The sequence below is a fragment of the Magnetococcales bacterium genome, from assembly GCA_015232395.1.
Lineage (GTDB): Bacteria > Pseudomonadota > Magnetococcia > Magnetococcales > JADFZT01 > JADFZT01.
The window spans coordinates 15,375-35,042 of record JADFZT010000019.1; the positions used below are offsets into that span (position 1 = coordinate 15,375).

The window sequence follows — 19,668 nt, forward strand, 5'->3', positions numbered from 1 at the left end:
GCTAGGGCTTTAGCTTGTGCCTCCGCTTTAGCTTGGGCCTCTGCTTTAGCCTTAGCTTCCGCTAGGGCTTTAGCTTGTGCCTCCGCTTTAGCTTGGGCCTCTGCTTTAGCCTTAGCTTCCGCTAGGGCTTTAGCTTGGGCCTCCGCTTTAGCCTTAGCTTCCGCTTTAGCCTTAGCTTCCGCTTTAGCCTCAGCTTCCGCTAGGGCTTTAGCTTGTGCCTCAGCTTCCGCTAGGGCTTTAGCTTGTGCCTCAGCTTCCGCTAGGGCTTTAGCTTGTGCCTCAGCTTCCGCTTGAGCTTTAGCTTGTGCCTCAGCTTCCGCTTGGGCTTTAGCTTGGGTCTTTGCTTTTGCTTCAGCTTCCGCTTTAGCTTGGGCCTCCGCTTTAGCCTCAGTTTCCGCTTGGGCTTCCCCTGGGGATTTGGTTTGGATTTCGGTTGGGATTGCCGCTGGCGGTTTCAGCGTATTTTTCTCACCCGGTTTGGGCATGGCCATGAGCTTGGCGATCATCCGGGCTCGGGCGCTGGATTCTTCATCCTTTTGAGGATCGGATGGGAGGTCGCTTTGGGAGTTGGTTTGCAGGTCGCTCGTGAGTTTGGTGACCTGAAATTCAACCACTGTTTTTGGCGCTGGGTTGATGGCTTCCAAGGGGGAGGGCGGATGCCGGGGGGGCTCAGGTTCTCCAGCCATCGCTTCCAGTTGGGCCGCTTCCCGCATCAGGGAGGCCATGGCCGGGACCGGCTCGGAGACCTCGGGGGGAGGGGGGGGTGGTTGCGGGATGGTGGCCGGAGGTGGTGGAGGCTTCACTGCCGGTGGGGGGTGGGATGGGGTTTTGGTCAGATAAGGGGAGCGCTTGGGGATGGGTCTGTTGACAAAATCGGGCCGGACTTCATGTTGATTCACTGCGGTGTTGATCCCGGGGCTCTTTTTGTCCTCTCCACCCAAGGTGAAAATCAGTGTCAGGCCGAGAACCGTGATACCGGCAACCCCCCCCCACAGGGGCAAATTGCCTTTGAGTCTCCACTTTTTAGTGCTTTTTGGCGGCGAAATGCCTAGATCCCGGTAGACTTCCAATCGCTTTTCAGCAATGGCTTGTTGCCAGCTTTTTCCCTGAATTTTGTTTTCATACGCTTCCCGCCCGCCAAACAGATCGTGGAGGGCATAGACGATGGTATCGACCCCATGGCCGCCAGAATAATCGATGAGGGGTTTGCCGGTTTTGCCGGAAACCTCCAGGCGGGCCAGAAAGCCGACCACAGCCAGCTTTTGCTTGCGCACATCCCCGCTTTGCAAAGCCGCCAGATAACGCCCAGCCGGGATGGTTTCCATTCTGGTTGTGGGTTTGGCAGGCTGATTTCGAACTGTGGTCAATGCATTCATGATGGCGTCCAACTCCAGGGTCGTCCTTGTGAAACACTGCTCCGACCATCGGCATTTTTGTGCCGGTAGGGGGCGTGAGGCGAATCCATGATCTTGGGGCTCGGGCCAACGTGAGCCGGTTGATGGCGTGAACAGTTCAAACCATTCTCGCCGAAGATATCAAACCGATCTTGGTGATGACCATGATTTTTGCCATGATTGCCTTTCGAGGGCTGATTATGGTCGATATGGTTCAGGAGTGAGTGGACCCTGCAGGACTGGAAAAAGTGGCTTGGTTTCAGTGGCAAAAGCTACAACCCAATCGGTTGATTTCAGCCTCAAGCCACCGGCTGAATGATGGGTCGCTCTGTTCAGGCCACGGGATTCGGTGTTTTAAAAAAAGTGGCACTAAACGTGCATTGAATTTATCGTGCTTGGGTCTATTTTGTTGCGTTTCAGCCATTTTTGACGATTTTTGCGATGCACGCAGGTTTTTTTTGGAAAATAATGGGCAAAAAGGGATCCGTTTTGGTTTGAATCGGTGTAGAATGTCCACTTTTGTTCCGTAGATTTTTGTGTGCCAATATCTGTGTGGGTGTGAAATAATTCACCTCTTTGCTGGACAACAAAGGCCGGACTCAAGAAAATTTCTGACCAACCGATCAATAACTGGTTGGGGCGGCTGGGGAAGTGGGGCCGCCGCTGATTTTTGACTGGAAACTACTTTTCAAAAGCAGTTGTTTTGAACAGGGCAGAGAGTCGTGGGGGGAAGAGGCTCTCGAAGATTGGGTCTGTCTTGGCGAGAATTAACTGCTGTACCGGAAACGGAGAACATGGGTATCACGCCCCAGGAATTTAAACTGATCGCCTCATTTTTGCATGAGCACAGCGGCATCCTCATCGCTGAGGGTAAGGAGTATCTCCTTGAAAACCGTCTGACCGTGCTGATGGCGCAAAACGGCTGCAACACCTTTTTGGAGCTGCACGAAAAGCTACAGAAGGATTCGGGGCCGCTCTGCACCAAGGTGATTGATGCTCTGACGACCAACGAAACGTTGTGGTTTCGGGACGATTCATTCTTTAATGCCCTGAACGATTTTATCGTACCCCATCTATTGGAAAAGGCCAAACGCCAGTCCAAGGTACGCATCTGGTCTGCAGCTTGCTCCACCGGGCAGGAACCCTATTCAGTGGCGATGTTGTTGAACCATGTTGGCGGTGCAGGCGTTAATTTTTCACCGGAAAAATTTGAGATTCTGGCGACCGATATCTCTCCTTCGGCCATTGTCATGGCTACCCGGGGGCGATATAGCCAACTGGCGATCACCCGGGGTATGCGCAAGGATTTTTTGAATCACTATTTTACCAAGAAAAACATGGCCTATGAGATCAATCCGGCTATCCGCCAAATGGTGACTTTTAAACGGTTCAACCTGAAGGGGCCTTTTGATTCTTTGGGAAAATTTGATTTTGTTTTGTGTCGCAACGTGTTGATCTATTTTTCTGAGCAGCTCAAGTGTGAGATTTACGACAAGATTCACCGCGCCCTGAACCGGGATGGCTTTTTGGCCATCGGTGCGTCAGAATCCCCGAGAGGCTTGACCACCGCCTTCCGGCAGAAGCGGGTGGGCAAGGCGGTGCTGTATAAACCCGTGGGTTAAGAGCAGTAAGAGCAGGCGCGTTTGCTTGGGGGGTTGGCAGGGCAACAGTCCGGAGTCATCCACAAAACACAAAGTGGACGCCGGGTCTGGGAGAGAGTGATGAAGCTTTTATCCATAGACGATTCCAGGATCATCCGGCGCATCATCAGCGGCGTCGGTGCCATGCTGGGTTATGAGACCCTGGAGGCAGAGCATGGGGAAGCCGCCTTCATCCTGTTGCGGGAGCGTGCCGACGAGGTGGGCTTGATTCTCCTGGACTGGAACATGCCGGGACTCAATGGTCTGGAAGTATTGATTGAGCTGAAAAAATCACCGGCTTGGCAGCACATTCCTGTCATGATGGTGACGACTGAAGGCGAGAAGGAGTATATCGTCAAGGCGATTCAGGCGGGAGCGGCCCATTATATGACCAAACCCTTTTCCCAGGAGGAGATGGCCGCTAAAATCATGGAAGTTCTCGGTAAGGGTACTATTCAGGAATAGCTTGATGACCCAATCGAAATGGCCGCTGAATGGAGATCTCTATCGGCAAAAGGTGTTGGATGATCTGAAAAATTCCACCATTGAGGTGTTGGCCACCATGGCGATGGTGGAGGCCTCCTTGATCGACAGCCGGGAAAAAGCGGTTTTTTCTCTTTCCGGCCCAGTGGGTGGGCTCATTCATCTCACCGGTTCCGGGGAAGGGGTGTTTCAGGAGGGTATGTTTGGCATTGCCGGGGAGGTTGGCCTGATCAGCGACCTGGTGGCTCGGATCGTCGGCTTGGATGCAGGGGAGTTGACCAAAGAAGATCTGCTGGATGGTGTTGCTGAACTGGCCAACATGATCTGCGGAGGCATGAAGAGCAAGGGTGGCATCGGGCCAGGGCGACTTTCACCTCCCATGGCGGCTTTGGGTGACGGCATGTTGTTATTGTGGAAAACCAGCAAGCCTACACGCCTGATGCGCTTTCAAATGGCAGCGGGTGTGTTGGAAGTGCATGCCAGCGTGTGAGTTTTGATTGTTGGCGTTTTATTGTTTTTTTTGTTTACGCACGAATCATTTGAGTTCGGTTTTTGCTTGGAATAGTGTCGCCTGTGGTGCTGGATCAGGTGGAAATGATCCGGTTGGATCATGGCCGAAGGGTGTTCGGTTTTGAGTCCTGACTGCTTGAAATGGATCAGGTTGTGCTTGAAGCTTGGCCATTAAGCTTGTAGAATATCACTCTTTCAATGGGTTGCATCCAGTTCTGGGTATGGCTTTCACAAACCAGGGAGAGCTGTGGGATGCAGATCGAATTGCACCCTTGTGTCTGAAAAAACAGATGGGCTAAACTAATCCTGAACGGGCTGCTCTGGCCTGACCAAGTCCGTGAATGGGGCATGGGGATTAATCATTTACGAGGTGTAACATGCGTGTTCTGATTGTCGACGACTCTTCGGTGATGCGGAAGATCGTTCAGCGGAGTCTCCGTCAAGCTGGATTGATGGCGGACGAAGTGCGGGAGGCTGGAAATGGGATGGAGGGGGTTAACGCTCTCAAAGCTGGGCCGGTCGATCTGATCCTGTGTGACTGGAACATGCCGGTGATGGATGGCCTCACCTTCGTTAAAACCGTGCGAAGCGGCCCCCCGCAAGTTAAGGGGATTCCCATCGTCATGGTAACCACCGAAGGGGGCGAAGATCGTATGGCTGCCGCCAAAGAGGCTGGAGCCAGTGGCCACATCAAAAAGCCCTTCACCACCACCGTCATGCAGGAAACTTTGGGGAAATATTTCAAATAAGGCTGCGTTGTCGGGGTGATTAATCCCCCCTATGAATCAAAGCATTTGCCTGCTGGATATCCAAGCCTCTTCCACCCCCCCGGTGGAAGGGGCTTTTTTGTTTTTTCGCTCCTTGTCCAAAGCCCCGCTCCCACCCATTTTATTTTTGAATGAGACCTGTTAACAAAATCCTTACAATATGGTGACTTTTTTGTTAAACTTATCCGGGATTTTCGTTGAGATGCGCTCTATTGTATCTCATGTGTCACTATTTATAGCTGCATGAGCGGTCTATTGGGGAGTCTTTTTTCTCGTCGCTCTTTCTTGTTTGTTTCACCCTTTTGAAAGCTCGTTTTGGTGGGGGTACCCCCTGTTTTTTCTGGAATGATTCTCGTTTACTGACATTAGTCACTTTTTTGACTGATGCCTCTGGGGTAAAGAGCGTTCTGACCAGGAAAGTGTGTTAATGGGGGTGGCTGAACGGAAGGTATTAAACCAACTGGCCTGGATGTCTGGGATGAGGTCATAGATGAATGAAGGAAATGACAAACCGGCCTTGATGGTTTAGGAGTGGGGCTACAGAGGGGGCGACGATGGGAATCGTCAATGGTTTTAAAAATCTCAACATCAGTGCCAAAATTGGCGTCAGCTTTGGTTTGATCGGCATCCTGTTCATTGGGGTGGTGACTCTTTACCAGACCACTCTGAACCAAACCCGGGATAACTACCAAAAGCTGCTCACTCAGGCCGAGGCGGTGAAGAGTCACGCCATGGGAGTGGGGGAGTTGATGCTCCAGGCCCGCCGGGCAGAGAAGGATTTTTTGCTGCGCAAGAAGATCAAATATATTGATCGGGTTGCAGAGCTGGGAAATCAGGTTAACATGAAAGCGGCTGCCATCGGTGAAATCGGCCAGGTCATGGGTGGGGATATTGGCCACATGCTGGTGGGAGATGCCAGGAATATCCAGGCGGCGATGGATTCTTACGTGGCTTCCTTCAAGGCCATGGCCCACGCCTGGGAGGTGAAGGGGCTGGATCCCAAATCGGGGCTCCAGGGAGAGTTCCGAAGCGCGGCCCACAGCCTGGCTACGCGGCTGAACGATTTTGACACCGCCAAGCTCAAGATTATCGCTTTGCAGTTGCGTCGTGCAGAGAAGGATTTTCGGCTGAGGGGTAAGGATAAATATATCGAGAAGCATCGCTCGTTGATGTCTGATTTTGCCGGAACCCTCAAAGCGAGCAGCTTGAACGACAGCCTGAAAAGTCAGCTGACGGCAGCCATGGTCCCTTATGGAGAGGTTTTTGCCCGTACGGTGGCGGAAAAGAGGCGGGATGGTGCGGCATCCTCCGCCACGGCGAATAAATTGAGTGCCACCGCCAAGGTGGTGGAAAAGCTTTTGGATGCCAACTATGTGACAGGCGTCTGGCGGGACTATCTGGAGGTGCGCAAGCACGAAAAGGACTATCTGCTGAGGGGGGCTGACAAATATATCGGCAAACTGGACAAAACCATTGCCGCTATCGTTAAAAATACCCAAGCTTCCGTTTTGCCTGAAGGGGGCCGCAATGCGGTGCTGGATGACTTGGCCGTTTACCAGGGGGCCTTTCACAAGCTGGTGGCTGAGGACGGTAACATTGCCGGGATGACCGCTGCCATGCGGGAGGCGGTGCACCGCATTGAGCCAATGGTTGCGGATTTGGTGGAAGATGGTGAAAAAATGATGGGGGATACCGCCATCGCTACCGAACAGGAGGTGGCGCAAGGGTCACGACAGGCCTTGATCGTCAGTGGTGTCATTCTTCTGCTGGGAGCCTTTTTTGCCGTGGTGATCGGTCGAGCTGTTTCCGGTCCTCTGGTGCGGCTGAAGGGTATGTCCGACCAGTTCAGCCAAGGAGATCTGACCGTTACCACTGATATCAGCCGTTCTGATGAGGTGGGGATGATGGCGCAAGGGTTGAGCCGTACGGTGGCCAAGCTGCGGGAGGTGATGTCCCAGGCCAAATCCGCCTCGTCCAACGTCGCTGCTGGCAGTCAGGAGCTTTCGGACGCTTCCCAGCAGCTTTCCCAGGGGGCGACCCAGCAAGCAGCCGCCATTGAGGAGACCTCTTCGGCCATGGAAGAGATGGTTTCCAATATTCAGCAAAATGCCGATAATGCCCAGACCACCGAGCAGATTTCCCAAAAGGCCTCCAAGGATGCCGTGGAGAGTGGTGATGCGGTCAACGAGGCCATGAGCGCCATGAAGATGATCGCTGAAAAGATTTCCATCATTGAGGAGATCGCCCGCCAGACCAATCTTTTGGCCTTGAATGCCGCGATTGAGGCGGCCCGGGCCGGGGAGCACGGGAAAGGGTTTGCAGTTGTGGCTGCAGAAGTGCGAAAATTAGCCGAACGGAGTCAGTCGGCAGCTGGTGAGATCGGCGGGCTTTCCGCTTCCAGTGTTTCGGTGGCGGAGCGAGCTGGGGGCATGTTGGAGCAGCTGGTGCCGGATATCCAGAAAACAGCCGAGCTGATTCAGGAAATCACCGCTGCGAGTATCGAGCAGAACCAGGGGGCCACCCAGATCAACAAGGCCCTGCAACAGCTGGATCAGGTCATTCAGCAAAATGCCGGACAAGCGGAGGAGATGGCCGCTACTTCCGAGGAGCTTTTCGCCCAGGCGGATACCCTGCAATCGGCGGTGGGTTTTTTCCATACGGGAGAGGAGGGGGGCGCTGTCAGGACCACACCCAGGTCCAGGCTCCCCAGGCAAAAAGCATTGGGCGCACCACCCCAGCGAGCCCGGCCCACCGGTGCTCTGCTGGAGATGAATGCCGGACCCGGAGGTGGTTCGGGGGATGACGAATTCGAAAATTTTTAAGGCGGCCCATGGATCAGGCTGACGAGGGAGGAAGTGAGATGAGTGTTCCCGGTATTACCGAAACAACCCAGTTTTTGACCTTTACCCTGGCGGACGAGGTCTTTGCAGTAGACATTTCCCAGGTCAAGGAGGTGCTGGAATGGACCCCCATGACCAAAGTCCCCCGCACCCCTGCCTTCATGTGTGGCGTGACCAACCTGCGGGGCAGCGTTGTCCCGGTGGTGGACATGCGGCTCAAGTTTGGCATGTCCAAGGGAGATCGGACGGTCAACACCTGCATTATCATCGTCGAAGTAAATGTCGAGGATGGCCAGACGGTTCTGGGAGCCATGGCTGACTCGGTTCGTGAAGTGATCGGTCTGGAACCCGACCAGATCGAACCTCCCCCAAAAATTGGAACCAAGCTGCGTACCGAGTTTATCAAGGGTATGGGCAAGCGGGATGGGCAGTTCATCATCATCCTGGATACCGACAAGGTGTTTTCCGCTGAAGAGTTGAGCCTGATGGGTGAAGCAGGGGATGGCAGGCCGGGCGAGAGTGCCGCTGCAGCCTAGTCACTCTTTCTGCTTGGTGAATGTGCAGGCTTGCTTTCCTGAAGACAGATCTCCTCCCCGGTCGGATCTGTCGATGGAGTATGCCCAATCGAAAGCCTGGCCTCTCGGCTGTTGGCGCCTTGGGGGGAGAGATGGGCGTACGGTTGACGCAGGTCTGTTTCCTGAAGTGATACCAAAACAAAACAACGACTTGATTGCAATGATCCGGCTCCAGTTCGACGCATATGCCCACGGGAGCGGGCATCATTTTTGATCAAGAAAGGTGGTTGCGCCATGGGATTCCTGAAAAACATCCAGTTGAGTACCAAATTTTTCATCATGCTTCTCATCCCTCTGCTGGGGTTGATCATTTTCGGTGTTCAGGGGGTGATGGATCGACAGGAGATGGCCAATCGCATGACCAGCATGGGGGAACTTTCCGGGCTGGGGGTGCGTATCAGCGCCTTGCTGCATGAGACCCAGAAAGAGCGGGGTATGACGGCGGGATTTTTGGGCAGCAAAGGCAAAAAATTTCGCTCCGAGCTTCCCAAGCAGCGGGGGGAGACCAACAAGCGGGGTGGGATTCTCAAAGAATATCTCGAAACCTTTGATGCCCGCTCCTTTGGTCAGGAACTCTCCTCCCCCTTGGCAGATGCCTTGAGCCGTTTGGAAGGGCTGGATGATATTCGCCGCAAGGTGGACGGTCTCAATATTGCCGGTAAAGAGGCGATTGGCTATTACACCAAAATGAACGCGACGTTTCTGGACACGGTGGGGAATCTTTCAAAACTGGCCGGTAACGTGGAAATGGCCGCCCTCTCCAACGGCTACGTCAATTTTTTGTTGGGTAAGGAGCGGGCCGGAATTGAGCGGGCGGTGTTGACCAATACCTTTGCCCGGGACAGCTTTGGGCCGGGGATGTTTCATAAATTCGGGGTATTGGTGACTGAGCAAAACACCTTTTTCCGGGTATTTCGTTCCCAGGCCAGCCCCTCTCAGATCGCCTTTTTCAATGAAAAACTCTCTGCCCCCCCCGTGGCAGAGGTCCAGCGGATGCGGGATATCGCTTTTTCCAAGGGTACGGCGAGCGAAAAGGGGGATCTGCTGAACACCCTGTTTCGTCACATCGGCTACGGTGGGATGATCCATGATTTTAAAAACCTGGTCCTGCGGATGGACCCCATGTATCTGGAACGGGCCAAGGACAACCATCAGCAGGCGATGGCCGTCCTGGATCGGTTTGAAAAAATTGCCACCTCCGAGGAAAAATCCCAGCTGGCTGTTGTGCGTTCCACCCTGGATAAATATCGCGCCGGCCTGGATGTTGTCATGGGGTCATCGGGGGGTGATCAAGGGGATGTGACGACTCGGGACAAGGCGGTCAAGGTGAATGACGGCCCCGCTCTGAAGGCGTTGGAAGCCCTCTCCATGGCCAATCTGTCCAGCAGTATGGGGGTGGAGCCTGCCTACTGGTTTAAAACGATCACCGCCAAGATCAATCTGCTGAAGGAGATCGAGGATCGGCTTTCCACGGATCTCGACGCCCGTTCTACCGAGCTTAAGTCTACTGCCAACCAGGCCTTCTGGGCGACTCTGATCTTTACTGTGGTAGTGGTTTTGATGGCTTCGCTGTTGGGAATTCTCTTTGCCCGGCAGATTTTGGCCCAGGTGGGGTGTGAGCCTGCTGAAGTGATGGCGATTGCCAACCGGGTGGCCCAGGGGGATCTGACCATGAGTTTTGAGGAAAGATGTGACCCACGGGGTATCTATGGCTCCATCAAAAACATGGTGGAAAATTTAAGCCGCACGGTACGCACCTTGAACATCGTGGCTGAAGAGGTGGTATCAGGCAGCAGCACGGTGAGTACCGGCTCCCAGAGGGTGTCCGAAGGAGCGACCGAACAGGCCGCCTCTGTGGAAGAGACCTCGGCGGCCATGGAGCAGATGACTTCCAATATCGCCCAAAACACCGAAAATGCCCAAACCACCGAAAGCATGGCCGAAGTGGCCTCCAAGGATGCCGCCAGCGGTGGCAGTGCCGTCAGCCAGGCGGTGGGGGCGATGCGGGAGATCGCTGAAAAAATTTCCATCATCGAGGAGATCGCCCGTCAGACCAACCTGCTCGCCCTGAATGCCGCCATTGAGGCCGCTCGGGCGGGTGAACACGGCAAGGGCTTTGCGGTGGTGGCTGCCGAAGTGCGCAAGCTGGCGGAGCGCAGCCAGACTGCGGCTGGTGAGATCACCGGGCTTTCCACCTCCAGTGTGGCGGTGGTGGAGGAAGCGGGGGGTATTCTGGCCAAGCTGGTCCCGGATATTCAAAAAACCGCCGGGCTGGTGCAGGAAATTTCCGCCTCCTCTCTGGAACAGCAATCGGGATCCCAACAAGTCAACCAGGCGATCCAACAACTGGACCAGGTGATTCAGCAAAATGCCTCCACTTCTGAGGAACTTTCGGCCACGGCGGACGAATTGGCAGGACAGGCGGAAAAATTGGTCACCTCACTGGCCTTTTTTAAACTCAGTGATAAACGGGGTGCGGCCATGCCGGCCCAAACCCGAAAAAACCGCGCCACTCCCCGGATTGCCTCTGGTGGAGCCAGGCCGAAAGCCCTGCCCCAACCCGCCTCAAGAGGAGGTCAGGGGGCGCAGATCGACATGGGTGATGACGCCTTTGAAAAATTTTAGCTGGGCTGGACTGCATTTGCCGGGTAACATGGGGCGATTGAGCTGAAAAAATTACCTACATGGGGGCAAATGCAGTTGGTTTGCAGGAGTGAAGGCTATGGATGATGTTTTAAACGAGGTACAGCAGCGCGCCAATCTTGCCATGAGCAACGAGATGGAGATGCTGACCTTCTATCTGCGAGACGAACAGCTCTACGGCATGAACGTCTTCAAGATTATTGAAATCCTGGAACACAAAGCCATCACCAAAATTCCAGGGTCTCACGACGCCATTCTGGGAACCATCGACTTTCGGGGTAGACCCATCTCCCTGATCGATCTTTCCTATGCTCTGGACCTGGGCTATACCGACTACGAAAACAACCTGGCCTATATCCTGGTTTGCGAATACAGCGACACCACCCAGGGTTTTTTGGTCAGCCGGCCCAATGTTCTCATCACCAAGGGGTGGAAGGATATCATCAAGCCGGATGGCATGTTCTATGATTCCACCTATCTGACGGCCATCACCTATCATCAGGATGAGACGGTTCAGATTCTGGATGTGGAAAAAATTCTGGTAGAGATCACCGGCATCACCATGCAAGTGGACGAAAGCCTGCTCCAAGAGGCCCAACGCCTCCACGCCGAGAGACACCACGTTCTCTGTGTTGACGACTCCAAGGCCGCCTGTGAGCTGTTACGTACGACCTTGGATCAGATGGACATTCAGCATACCATTTTGGAAGATGCCCAAAAGGCCTATGATACACTGGAAAAATCGGTCGAGGATGGGGGAAAGAGTCCTTACACCATGGTAATTTCCGATCTGGAAATGCCGGGGATGGACGGCTTCAGCTTAACTCGGAAGATCAAAGCCAACCCCAAGCTGGCAGGCATCCATGTAGCGATTCACTCATCCCTTTCCAATCGCTCCAATCAGGTCAAGGCTCAGCAGATGGGGGCGGACGATTTTATCCCGAAATTCATGCCCAACAGCATCGTCAAATCGGTGTTGGCGCAAATCACGAAATCGCAAGAGGCAGCCAACTGATAGCAGTGCTGGGAGCTCCCGGTTTTTTATGACGAAGAGCTGAACGGCTTCTCCGGTTGAACCCGAACGGTTGGTTTGACATCCTATAGGGGGTGGCAGTGATTGAATTTACTTTGGACAATGCAGATGGAAACGGTACTCTAACCCTCTCTGGGGACATTACCATTCAGGTTGCCACAGAGTTGAAAGAGAACCTGATGAAAGCCCTGGACGACGAGGTGAAACATCTGATCTTAAGCCTGGATCAGGTTAGCGCCTTGGATCTGACCGGGTTGCAGCTCATCTGTGCCGCGCAGAGGAGTGTGAAAAATGCAGGAAAGAGCTTTACATTGGCGGGTGCGGTTCCCGACGCCGTAAGGCAAGCGGTGGTGGAGTCCGGCTATGTCGGATGCGGGGGGGCCGAGGACAACAGCAAACTCTGGACGGGAGAATAGTAGGCATGGCCAAGAAAATCATGACGGTAGACGATTCCTCCAGCGTGCGGCAAATGGTGGGCCTTACGTTGAAGGGGGCTGGCTATGATGTGGTGGAGGCTGAGGATGGTGTGGATGCCCTCAATAAATTGAAGGCATCCCCCGTGGACATGGTGATTACCGACCTGAATATGCCCAATATGGATGGTCTCACCCTGATCAAAAATCTTCGGGCGCTGCCCCAATATAAGTTTATCCCCATCGTCATGCTCACCACGGAATCCCAGGCCGGGCGCAAGGCGGAAGGTAAATCTGCCGGTGCGACGGGTTGGATCGTCAAACCCTTCAAGCCACCCCAGTTGTTGGGTGTGATCAAGAAGGTACTGCGTTAGCCTCCTCTTCCCCAGGGGTCGATGGATCCGGGGATATGAAGAGGTTATCGGTGGAAGCTGCTTTTGAAATGAAGGCAATTGCCGGTCTGACGATGTGTTGGATGGTAAACCTCGTGGTACCTTCGGGCTCTCTCCCGGGTGACGTGTGTGCGGGGTGAGCCACTGGTAAACAGGAAAAGGGTTGCAGCCCTTTGGAGGAGTGGGGGAAATGGAAATCGATACCAGTGCGTTTACAGAGGAAGCGTACGAACTCCTGTCAGAACTGGAGGATTCTCTGCTGACGCTGGAGGAGGTCCCCGATGACCAGGATCTCATTGGCCGGGTTTTCCGGGCCATGCACACCATCAAGGGCTCCGGAGCCATGTTTGGCTTCGACGAAGTGGCGGAATTTACCCACGATGTGGAAACGGTCTTTGATCTGGCGCGCAACGGTACCATTCCCGTCACCAAGAAACTCATCGATCTGACTCTGGCTGCCAGAGATCAAATTCGCTCCATGCTGGATGCCGCTGCCGGTGGCCCTCCTGCAGATGTCGAAAATGCCAAGCAAATCACTGCAGGCCTGAGAACCTTGGTTCCCGGTGCTGAGCCTGCCGCCGATACCTCGGCAGAAGCGCCTGGTGCTGCACCTGATATTCCTGATCAGGATGGTCCCCTCCCTTACCGCATCCGGATCAAACCCCAGCCGGACATCATGGCCAACGGCACCAACCTCCTGTTGCTGCTGGATGAGCTTCGGGAGCTGGGAGACTGTCGGGTGGTGGCTTTTACAGATGCCCTGCCGGATCTTGCCGAGCTTGACCCGGAACACTGCCACACCAGCTGGGAGGTGTTTCTCACCACAGATGGCGGCGAAAACGCCATTCACGATGTCTTCATTTTTGTCGAGGATGAGTGCGAGATCAATATCCGCATCCTCGACCGTGGGGAAGAGGATGAGGATTCTCCCCCCAAGAAGATTGGTGAAATTCTCATGGAGAGGGGGGATATCTCCAAGGATCAGCTGGAGCGGGAGCTGCAGCCCCTGGGAGACCGGCTGGTGGCTTCAGGAGCAGCTCCTGCCGCCAAGGTCAAAGCCGCCCTCGCTGAGCAGGATGTGCTCCGAAAACAGAAAGAGGTGCGCCAAGCCACGACAGCCGCCGCCAGTGTTCGGATTCCCGCTGATCGCCTGGATGGTCTTGTAGACCTGGTGGGAGAGCTGGTGACCACTCAAGCCCGCCTCCACCAGACATCCAACTCTCTGGACAACCAAGATCTACAGCTCATCTCTGAGGAGATTGAGCGCCTGACCAACGAGCTGCGGGACTCCACCATGAGTATCCGCATGCTCCCCATTGGTGCTACTTTTAATAAATTCAAACGCTTGGTCCGGGATCTCTCCAAGGAACTCAGTAAGGAGATGGAACTGACCACTGAGGGGGCGGACACTGAGCTGGACAAGACCGTTATCGACCAGCTTAACGATCCTCTGGTACACATTATCCGTAACTCCATTGATCACGGTGTTGAGTCTCCTGATGAGCGGGAGGCCGCTGGTAAATCCCGTTCCGGAACGATCCACCTTTCCGCTGTTCACTCCGGCGCCAACGTGCTGATCAGCGTGAAAGACGACGGCAAGGGGTTGGATGCGGACAAGCTGCGCGCCAAGGCGATCGAAAAAGGGATCCTCTCCCTTGACGACAATATTTCCGATCATGAGGCCTACCAGCTGATTTTCGCCGCCGGTTTTTCCACCGCCGAAAAAATCACCAACGTTTCCGGTCGCGGTGTGGGAATGGACGTGGTGAACAAGTCTATCGACGCCTTGCGAGGATCTATTGATGTTTGGAGCGAGCTGGGTGTGGGGACTGAGATCACACTCAAGCTGCCTCTGACTCTGGCGATCATTGAAGGGTTGTTGGTGGAGATCAACGACCAGCGGTTTATTCTGCCCTTGGCATCCGTGGAGGAGTGTGTGGAGCTATCCCGGGAGGATATTGCCCAGACCCATGGCCGTCATGTGGTCAACGTTCGGGATGAAATCGTGCCTTATATCCGCATTCGGGATCGCTTTAACGTGGAGGGCGAGTCTCCAGAGATCGAGCAGATCGTGATCACCGAGGTACAGGAAAAACGGGTCGGTTTTGTGGTGGATGGGGTGATTGGTCAGCATCAGACAGTGATCAAGAGTCTGGGTAAACATTTTTCCCATTCCGATGAGCTTTCGGGGGCGACTATCCTGGGAGATGGCTCTGTCGCTTTGATCTTGGATCTGGGCAAAATGGTCCGTCTGGTGGAGGATGAAGAGATCGTAGCGGGCTGACCCTCTGTTTATTCAGCTTATTTCAAAAAAAGCCTCCGATTGAATGGTCGGGGGCTTTTTTGTGTCCTGATTTTCAATGGCCGAAAATGATCCTAAATCCGGCAGTTGGACGTACGCACATGCCCCCCAGCTTCTTGATCCACCAAGGCAATCGGGAGAAAGTCTTGTGACCAACATGGTGCCGGCGATTCCTCCCAATTCACTCTGCGAACCAATATCCTGCACCATCCACACACGCCCAACTGCCGGATTTAGGATGATCGGTTCGATACGGCCTGTCTCCTCGGAAAAGTGGATGATGAAAAACCCGATGGGACAGCCCGTCAGGCCGTTGTGTGAAATGGATATCTCTATTCCATCACTCCATATGCCATGCTATATTGATCAGGTTGAAGTGAACCAAACCAAGGAGCTTTTATGAAAAGCAGGACACTTGTCCCCGGGCCCGGGCTACCGGACCACTGGATGAGGTGGGACAGTTACCTCTGACTGGTTTTTCCGGTCTGCCCGGCTTGATGAGCTGGGCTTCTTTCCTGGAAGCCCGATCTTTTATTCCTGATCGAGGTTTCAGACCGTGTCGAATGCGTTTACTTCGCTTTCCAAGCTGGGCTTGCGCCCATTTTTCCAACAACAACTGACCCTTGACGAATTGAATGACAGCCGCCTGGTTCGGGTGACTGGTCGTCATGGTGATTGGCTGACCCTGGTGGGTAAAAACGGCCAGAGCCAGCTAAAACTACCAGGCAAATGGCGATTGCACGCCCCAGATGAGCAACCGCTCATTGGTGACTGGCTTGTCGTCAACCAGAATGATCAACCGGTTCGTCTGCTGGATCGGATTTCGCTGCTTTCCCGCAGAGCATCCGGGCATGGTCAACATGCCCAACATATGGCCGCGAATATCGATACGCTGTTCGTCGTTTCCTCCTGCAATCGGGACTTCAACCTTTCCCGCATTGAACGCTATCTGGCTCTGGCCCATGAAGGGAAAGTCCAGCCAGTTGTTATCCTGACCAAGGCAGACTTGGTGGATGACCCGGCATTTTATCGTCGGGAAACTGAAAACCTTCACGGGGGGGTTGTCGCTGTCACCATGGATGCCCGCAGCCAAGAGGTTCAGCATCATCTGGCTCCTTGGATCAATCCAGGGGAAACAGTCGCCTTTTTGGGCTCATCCGGTGTTGGAAAATCGACCCTGATCAATTCCCTTCTGGAAAAAGAAACCATCCCGACCCAAGCCGCGCGCTCCCAGGATAACAGAGGGCGACACACAACTACGGCCCGTTCCATGTTTCAGATGGCCGGCGGCGCTTGGTTGATTGATACCCCTGGAATGCGTGAGTTGCGTCTTGGAGAGAACAAGCAGGGTTTGCAGGAGGTGTTTGGGGAAATTGAGGAGCTGGCCAAAGGATGTCAATATCGTGATTGCGACCATGAAGAAACATCAGGATGTGCGGTGTTGGCTGAGGTCCAGGCCGGTACAGTGGATGCCAGGAGGCTCCAGAATTATCTCAAGCTACAACGTGAACAGGGTTATTTGAAAGAAACCGTGTGGCAACAACGAGATCGGCACCGTCGTTTTGCCCGGATGGTCAATCAGGCCAAAAAAACCAAATATGGCTGGCGTTAACCATTTGGGGTTGGGCAGAAAAAGCCTGAGAGAGTTTTGTTTGGGCTCCTTCCCCTGGAAAAAATGCGGCAAGATGAAACGGCTCCCTTGGGGGCCGTTTTTTTTCTTCATTCCAGTTCAGAAGAGCACGCACGTTTGGCCCTGACAGGCCATTTCCAGGAGGAACCAGCGTAGGATACGGTAAGGCCGCCCGAACCGCATCTATCCGGATGTTGATCTTGACTTTATTCCCACGGGTGCAGGGTAATTATTACCCTGCCGGGTGTGGGCAGCGCCCACGGTTTGTCTTTTGATCTTGTCTTACATATCCAGCGGGTTTGGGGCGCAGCCCCAAGGTCTTATCTTTTGCTCTTGTCTTACCATATCCAGCGGGTTTGGGGCGCAGCCCCAAGGTCTTATCTTTTGCTCTTGTCTTACCATATCCAGCGGGTTTGGGGCGCAGCCCCAAGGTCTTGATTTTGTTTTTCGCCTTTTCATCAAAGCGACCATGATGTGCCATATTGGTTTAGAATAACGATATAAAACAAAGTGCCATCAAAAACGGGGCAAAACACCGAAATCAGTCCAGACCAAAAAAAAGTCGAGACCTGAAGGAGATTCCCCTCCAAGTCCCGACTTTTTTTGATTTCCATCCGGGGAAGAGGATCCCCCGGGAAGGAGAGAGCCTAGAATAGTTCGATATCCAGGTCGTCGTCCTCACCGTTTTCAACATTCAGAGCGGCATCATGGACCCGCCGTTCGCTGGCCATGGTGTAGAGGCTTGCCAGATCATCGAACTCCGATGCCAGGGCGGTAATGTCGGTGTCGAGACTCTTGAAGAGTTTTTCTCCGGCTTCAAATTCCAACACCTCCTCCAGAACCCGATCAGATCGGTCACAAATACGCTTGATGACTTTTTGGAACGTCATCTCTGCGGCAAGCAGCATGATTTGGTTGAAGGTGGCGTGGGTATCGCCAAACGTTTCATTGAGTTGATCCAGCACGTCGCTGTTGCCGGTATCCATCTGCCGGGTGGTGAGCGGGATGCGCCGAAGCATGGAGTTGGTTCGCATCAGCTGGGGGGTCACCTGGCCTGCATAGTCGGTGCTGATCTCCTGAATTTGATCAGACATGGTGTTGATGGTCTGATTTTTTTCTTTGGTTTCAGTCTGGATACGCTGAGCCAGCATGGTGATGCTTTCCGCCAGGGTGCGAAGACGCTCATTGCCCTGGGTATCCATGGTGTCGGACAGCTTTTCCAATCGTTCCGTGGTCATTCTCAGCATATCCATGGCCCGACGGGTCTGAAACAGGCTGTTTTCGGCCTGGGAAAAGGTGCGCAATACCTCGGAGGAGAGCCCTTCGTCGAAGATGGGCAGGCGTAGCAGGGCAGTGAGGTGATAGGTGACGTTGTCGTTATCCTGATGGAAAGTCATGCTGGCGCTACGGGCTTGGGAGATGTCCGATTTTTGGGCATCGGTCTCGCCGCTGATCAGGTCGAGGTTTTCGGTCAGGGAGTCAACGGCTTTGACCAGGTCGGCGCTGATCTCTTTCAGTTGATTGATGGTGAGTTGGGTGGCGATGGCAAACCAGCGCTTCCGGTTTTTTTTGTCCGTTCCACCGGGTTCCAGTTTTTGAGCAGCCTGACTGAGAATTTCCACCACGTGGCCGATACGCTGGGCGGTGATGTCGTCATACTGCATGGAGCCCACCATTTCGAACACCAGGGTGTTCACAGTGTCGGTGTGGGCTTCCATTTGGCCGCACGCCTTGTCCATCCCCTTGACCGACTGTTCCATCTGTTTGAAGGTGGTGGTGATGGTTTTTTTCAGGGCCATCAAACCGTGCTGGGAGGTGTCCAGGTCGGTGGAGAGGCGACGGACCAGATGATTCATGACATTGCCTCCCTCCTGGCTGGAGGTGACGATCTCCCGGAGCAGCAGGCGTACCTGGCGCATGAGGTTGTCGATTATGGCCCCCAGGGATTGCCGCTCCACCTTTTGACCCCCCTTGGCTCGAATCTGATCCACCATGGCGGGGAGAAAGGCATCCTGCTCCAGGGGCAGAGCCCAGGCGGTGATCTCCTCCATACGGCTGATAAACTGACTGTTGCTTTCGGTCAGTTTGTCGATGGATTCGAAGACACCGTTGATGGCCTTTTGAATGTCCTGGAAATCTTTGCGTACGGGAGCCAGGCTCAGACCACCGTTGTCAGCAGCGATGCGTTCCCGGATGGAGGCGGCCCGGCTGGCGCTGGCGGCAAAGGCCGCTGAAAAATTGCCCATGTGATCGGCCACGTTCATGAACCCGGCCTTGCTCAGGTCAGGAACCTGCTCCAGGGCGGTGATCTGCTGTTGGAGGCGGTTGATGGATTCTTCTGTGGACGAGGTGATATCCGAACTCATGGATGATTCTCCCGAAATTGAGTAGGGCGCAATCTGTTTTGGATGCATGAACAGGGGTGGTTTTGCTCCAATGCCCCTGATCCGATTGTTTGTCTTGGTGCTTTTCTGGTTGTCTCTCCTCCTTTTCCAAGTAAACGCTGCTTGGGCTTGGAAAAGGTTGCCCAGGGGGTGTTTCTGTCGGGTTGGGAGGAAATCCCCAACGCCAGTTAGCGTGGCTGGGCTTTTTTCATCATCACCGAGCCATCGGAGGTGATGAATAAAATTTTGCGGCTTGAGTCTCCCCCTACGTTAGAGGCGGTGACAGCGATTTTTTCTTTGGTGAGCAGTTCCTTGGCCACGGCAATGTTGCGTTCGCCCACTTTCAGCATGCCGTCGGAGGTTTTGAGTACCGCCCCCCCACCAAACACCTTGGCCTGGAGATTTGCCCTCTGGCAACCCATTCCCAATAACGCCTCAATCAGATTGGCGATGGCGATGTTGCCATACTTGGGGGAGGGGAGTCCTTCACCGTTCCAGTAGGGGAGTTTGTAGTGGTTCATGCCTCCCCGTTTCAGTCTATTGTCCCAAAGGCAGACGGCGATGCAGGAACCAAGCACCGTGGTGATGGCACTGTCTTCATCCTTGGCGTAGATCGCACCAGGAAGTAGAAAATGTTGGGTGTGATTGGGGGGGAGGGCCAT

At 54.1% G+C, this 19,668-nt stretch carries 16 protein-coding genes; 13 read left to right on the plus strand and 3 right to left on the minus strand.

The genetic code is table 11. The features are described from left to right. Positions 1-1,376 (minus strand): hypothetical protein (locus HQL52_07615; GenBank protein ID MBF0369304.1); only part of this gene is annotated, 1,376 nt, incomplete at its 3' end. An 812-nt stretch (positions 1,377-2,188) separates the two neighbouring features. Here HQL52_07615 and HQL52_07620 point away from each other — a divergent pair. The 13 genes from HQL52_07620 (at position 2,189) to rsgA (ending at position 16,604) form a co-directional block, all read left to right on the plus strand. Then, positions 2,189-3,016 (plus strand): protein-glutamate O-methyltransferase CheR, encoded by an 828-nt coding sequence (locus tag HQL52_07620; protein ID MBF0369305.1) that lies wholly within the window; start codon positions 2,189-2,191, stop codon positions 3,014-3,016. Between the two features lie 99 nt (positions 3,017-3,115). Then, on the plus strand, positions 3,116-3,499 hold the full coding sequence (locus tag HQL52_07625; protein MBF0369306.1) for a response regulator: 384 nt from the start codon (positions 3,116-3,118) through the stop codon (positions 3,497-3,499). A 4-nt stretch (positions 3,500-3,503) separates the two neighbouring features. Next, on the plus strand, positions 3,504-4,007 hold the full coding sequence (locus tag HQL52_07630) for a chemotaxis protein CheX (protein MBF0369307.1): 504 nt from the start codon (positions 3,504-3,506) through the stop codon (positions 4,005-4,007). A 397-nt stretch (positions 4,008-4,404) separates the two neighbouring features. Beyond that, positions 4,405-4,776 carry a response regulator gene (locus HQL52_07635; GenBank protein MBF0369308.1) on the plus strand — a complete coding sequence of 124 codons (372 nt, stop codon included), beginning with the start codon at positions 4,405-4,407 and terminating at the stop codon, positions 4,774-4,776. Positions 4,777-5,963: 1,187 nt separating this feature from the next. Beyond that, the gene (locus tag HQL52_07640; GenBank protein MBF0369309.1) at positions 5,964-7,616 is read left to right on the plus strand and encodes a methyl-accepting chemotaxis protein; all 1,653 of its coding nucleotides are present in this window, start codon (positions 5,964-5,966) and stop codon (positions 7,614-7,616) included. Between the two features lie 38 nt (positions 7,617-7,654). Then, a complete protein-coding gene (locus HQL52_07645; GenBank protein MBF0369310.1) occupies positions 7,655-8,170 on the plus strand; it encodes a chemotaxis protein CheW in 516 nt (171 codons plus the stop codon). A gap of 273 nt (positions 8,171-8,443) precedes the next feature. Then, positions 8,444-10,834, plus strand: coding sequence for a nitrate- and nitrite sensing domain-containing protein (locus HQL52_07650; protein ID MBF0369311.1), 2,391 nt, complete (start codon positions 8,444-8,446; stop codon positions 10,832-10,834). 97 nt (positions 10,835-10,931) lie between these two features. Then, complete coding sequence (locus tag HQL52_07655) at positions 10,932-11,867, plus strand: chemotaxis protein CheV (GenBank protein ID MBF0369312.1); 936 nt, start codon at positions 10,932-10,934, stop codon at positions 11,865-11,867. A 98-nt stretch (positions 11,868-11,965) separates the two neighbouring features. After that, positions 11,966-12,301, plus strand: coding sequence for an STAS domain-containing protein (locus HQL52_07660; GenBank protein MBF0369313.1), 336 nt, complete (start codon positions 11,966-11,968; stop codon positions 12,299-12,301). 5 nt (positions 12,302-12,306) lie between these two features. Then, complete coding sequence (locus tag HQL52_07665; GenBank protein ID MBF0369314.1) at positions 12,307-12,672, plus strand: response regulator; 366 nt, start codon at positions 12,307-12,309, stop codon at positions 12,670-12,672. 208 nt (positions 12,673-12,880) lie between these two features. After that, on the plus strand, positions 12,881-14,974 hold the full coding sequence (locus tag HQL52_07670) for a chemotaxis protein CheA (GenBank protein ID MBF0369315.1): 2,094 nt from the start codon (positions 12,881-12,883) through the stop codon (positions 14,972-14,974). A gap of 166 nt (positions 14,975-15,140) precedes the next feature. After that, positions 15,141-15,395: a hypothetical protein gene (locus HQL52_07675; protein MBF0369316.1), complete on the plus strand. Its 255-nt coding sequence runs from the start codon at positions 15,141-15,143 to the stop codon at positions 15,393-15,395. Between the two features lie 153 nt (positions 15,396-15,548). Beyond that, positions 15,549-16,604: a ribosome small subunit-dependent GTPase A gene (gene rsgA, locus HQL52_07680; GenBank protein MBF0369317.1), complete on the plus strand. Its 1,056-nt coding sequence runs from the start codon at positions 15,549-15,551 to the stop codon at positions 16,602-16,604. A 665-nt stretch (positions 16,605-17,269) separates the two neighbouring features. Here the strand turns inward: rsgA and HQL52_07685 are convergent. Together HQL52_07685 and HQL52_07690 are read right to left on the minus strand one after the other, a co-directional pair. After that, on the minus strand, positions 17,270-18,988 hold the full coding sequence (locus HQL52_07685; GenBank protein MBF0369318.1) for a hypothetical protein: 1,719 nt from the start codon (positions 18,986-18,988) through the stop codon (positions 17,270-17,272). Between the two features lie 206 nt (positions 18,989-19,194). Continuing rightward, positions 19,195-19,668: a chemotaxis protein CheD gene (locus HQL52_07690; GenBank protein MBF0369319.1), complete on the minus strand. Its 474-nt coding sequence runs from the start codon at positions 19,666-19,668 to the stop codon at positions 19,195-19,197.

Bases quoted from the DNA above. Each gene is read 5' to 3' on its own strand.
- HQL52_07670 (MBF0369315.1), top strand. From the start codon at position 12,881: ATGGAAATCGATACCAGTGCGTTTACAGAGGAAGCGTACGAACTCCTG.
- HQL52_07665 (MBF0369314.1), top strand. From the start codon at position 12,307: ATGGCCAAGAAAATCATGACGGTAGACGATTCCTCCAGCGTGCGGCAA.
- HQL52_07635 (MBF0369308.1), top strand. From the start codon at position 4,405: ATGCGTGTTCTGATTGTCGACGACTCTTCGGTGATGCGGAAGATCGTT.
- HQL52_07640 (MBF0369309.1), top strand. From the start codon at position 5,964: ATGTCTGATTTTGCCGGAACCCTCAAAGCGAGCAGCTTGAACGACAGC.
- HQL52_07620 (MBF0369305.1), top strand. From the start codon at position 2,189: ATGGGTATCACGCCCCAGGAATTTAAACTGATCGCCTCATTTTTGCAT.
- HQL52_07645 (MBF0369310.1), top strand. From the start codon at position 7,655: ATGAGTGTTCCCGGTATTACCGAAACAACCCAGTTTTTGACCTTTACC.
- HQL52_07685 (MBF0369318.1), bottom strand. From the start codon at position 18,988: ATGAGTTCGGATATCACCTCGTCCACAGAAGAATCCATCAACCGCCTC.
- HQL52_07650 (MBF0369311.1), top strand. From the start codon at position 8,444: ATGGGATTCCTGAAAAACATCCAGTTGAGTACCAAATTTTTCATCATG.
- HQL52_07655 (MBF0369312.1), top strand. From the start codon at position 10,932: ATGGATGATGTTTTAAACGAGGTACAGCAGCGCGCCAATCTTGCCATG.
- HQL52_07630 (MBF0369307.1), top strand. From the start codon at position 3,504: ATGACCCAATCGAAATGGCCGCTGAATGGAGATCTCTATCGGCAAAAG.
- HQL52_07625 (MBF0369306.1), top strand. From the start codon at position 3,116: ATGAAGCTTTTATCCATAGACGATTCCAGGATCATCCGGCGCATCATC.
- HQL52_07690 (MBF0369319.1), bottom strand. From the start codon at position 19,668: ATGGCCCTCCCCCCCAATCACACCCAACATTTTCTACTTCCTGGTGCG.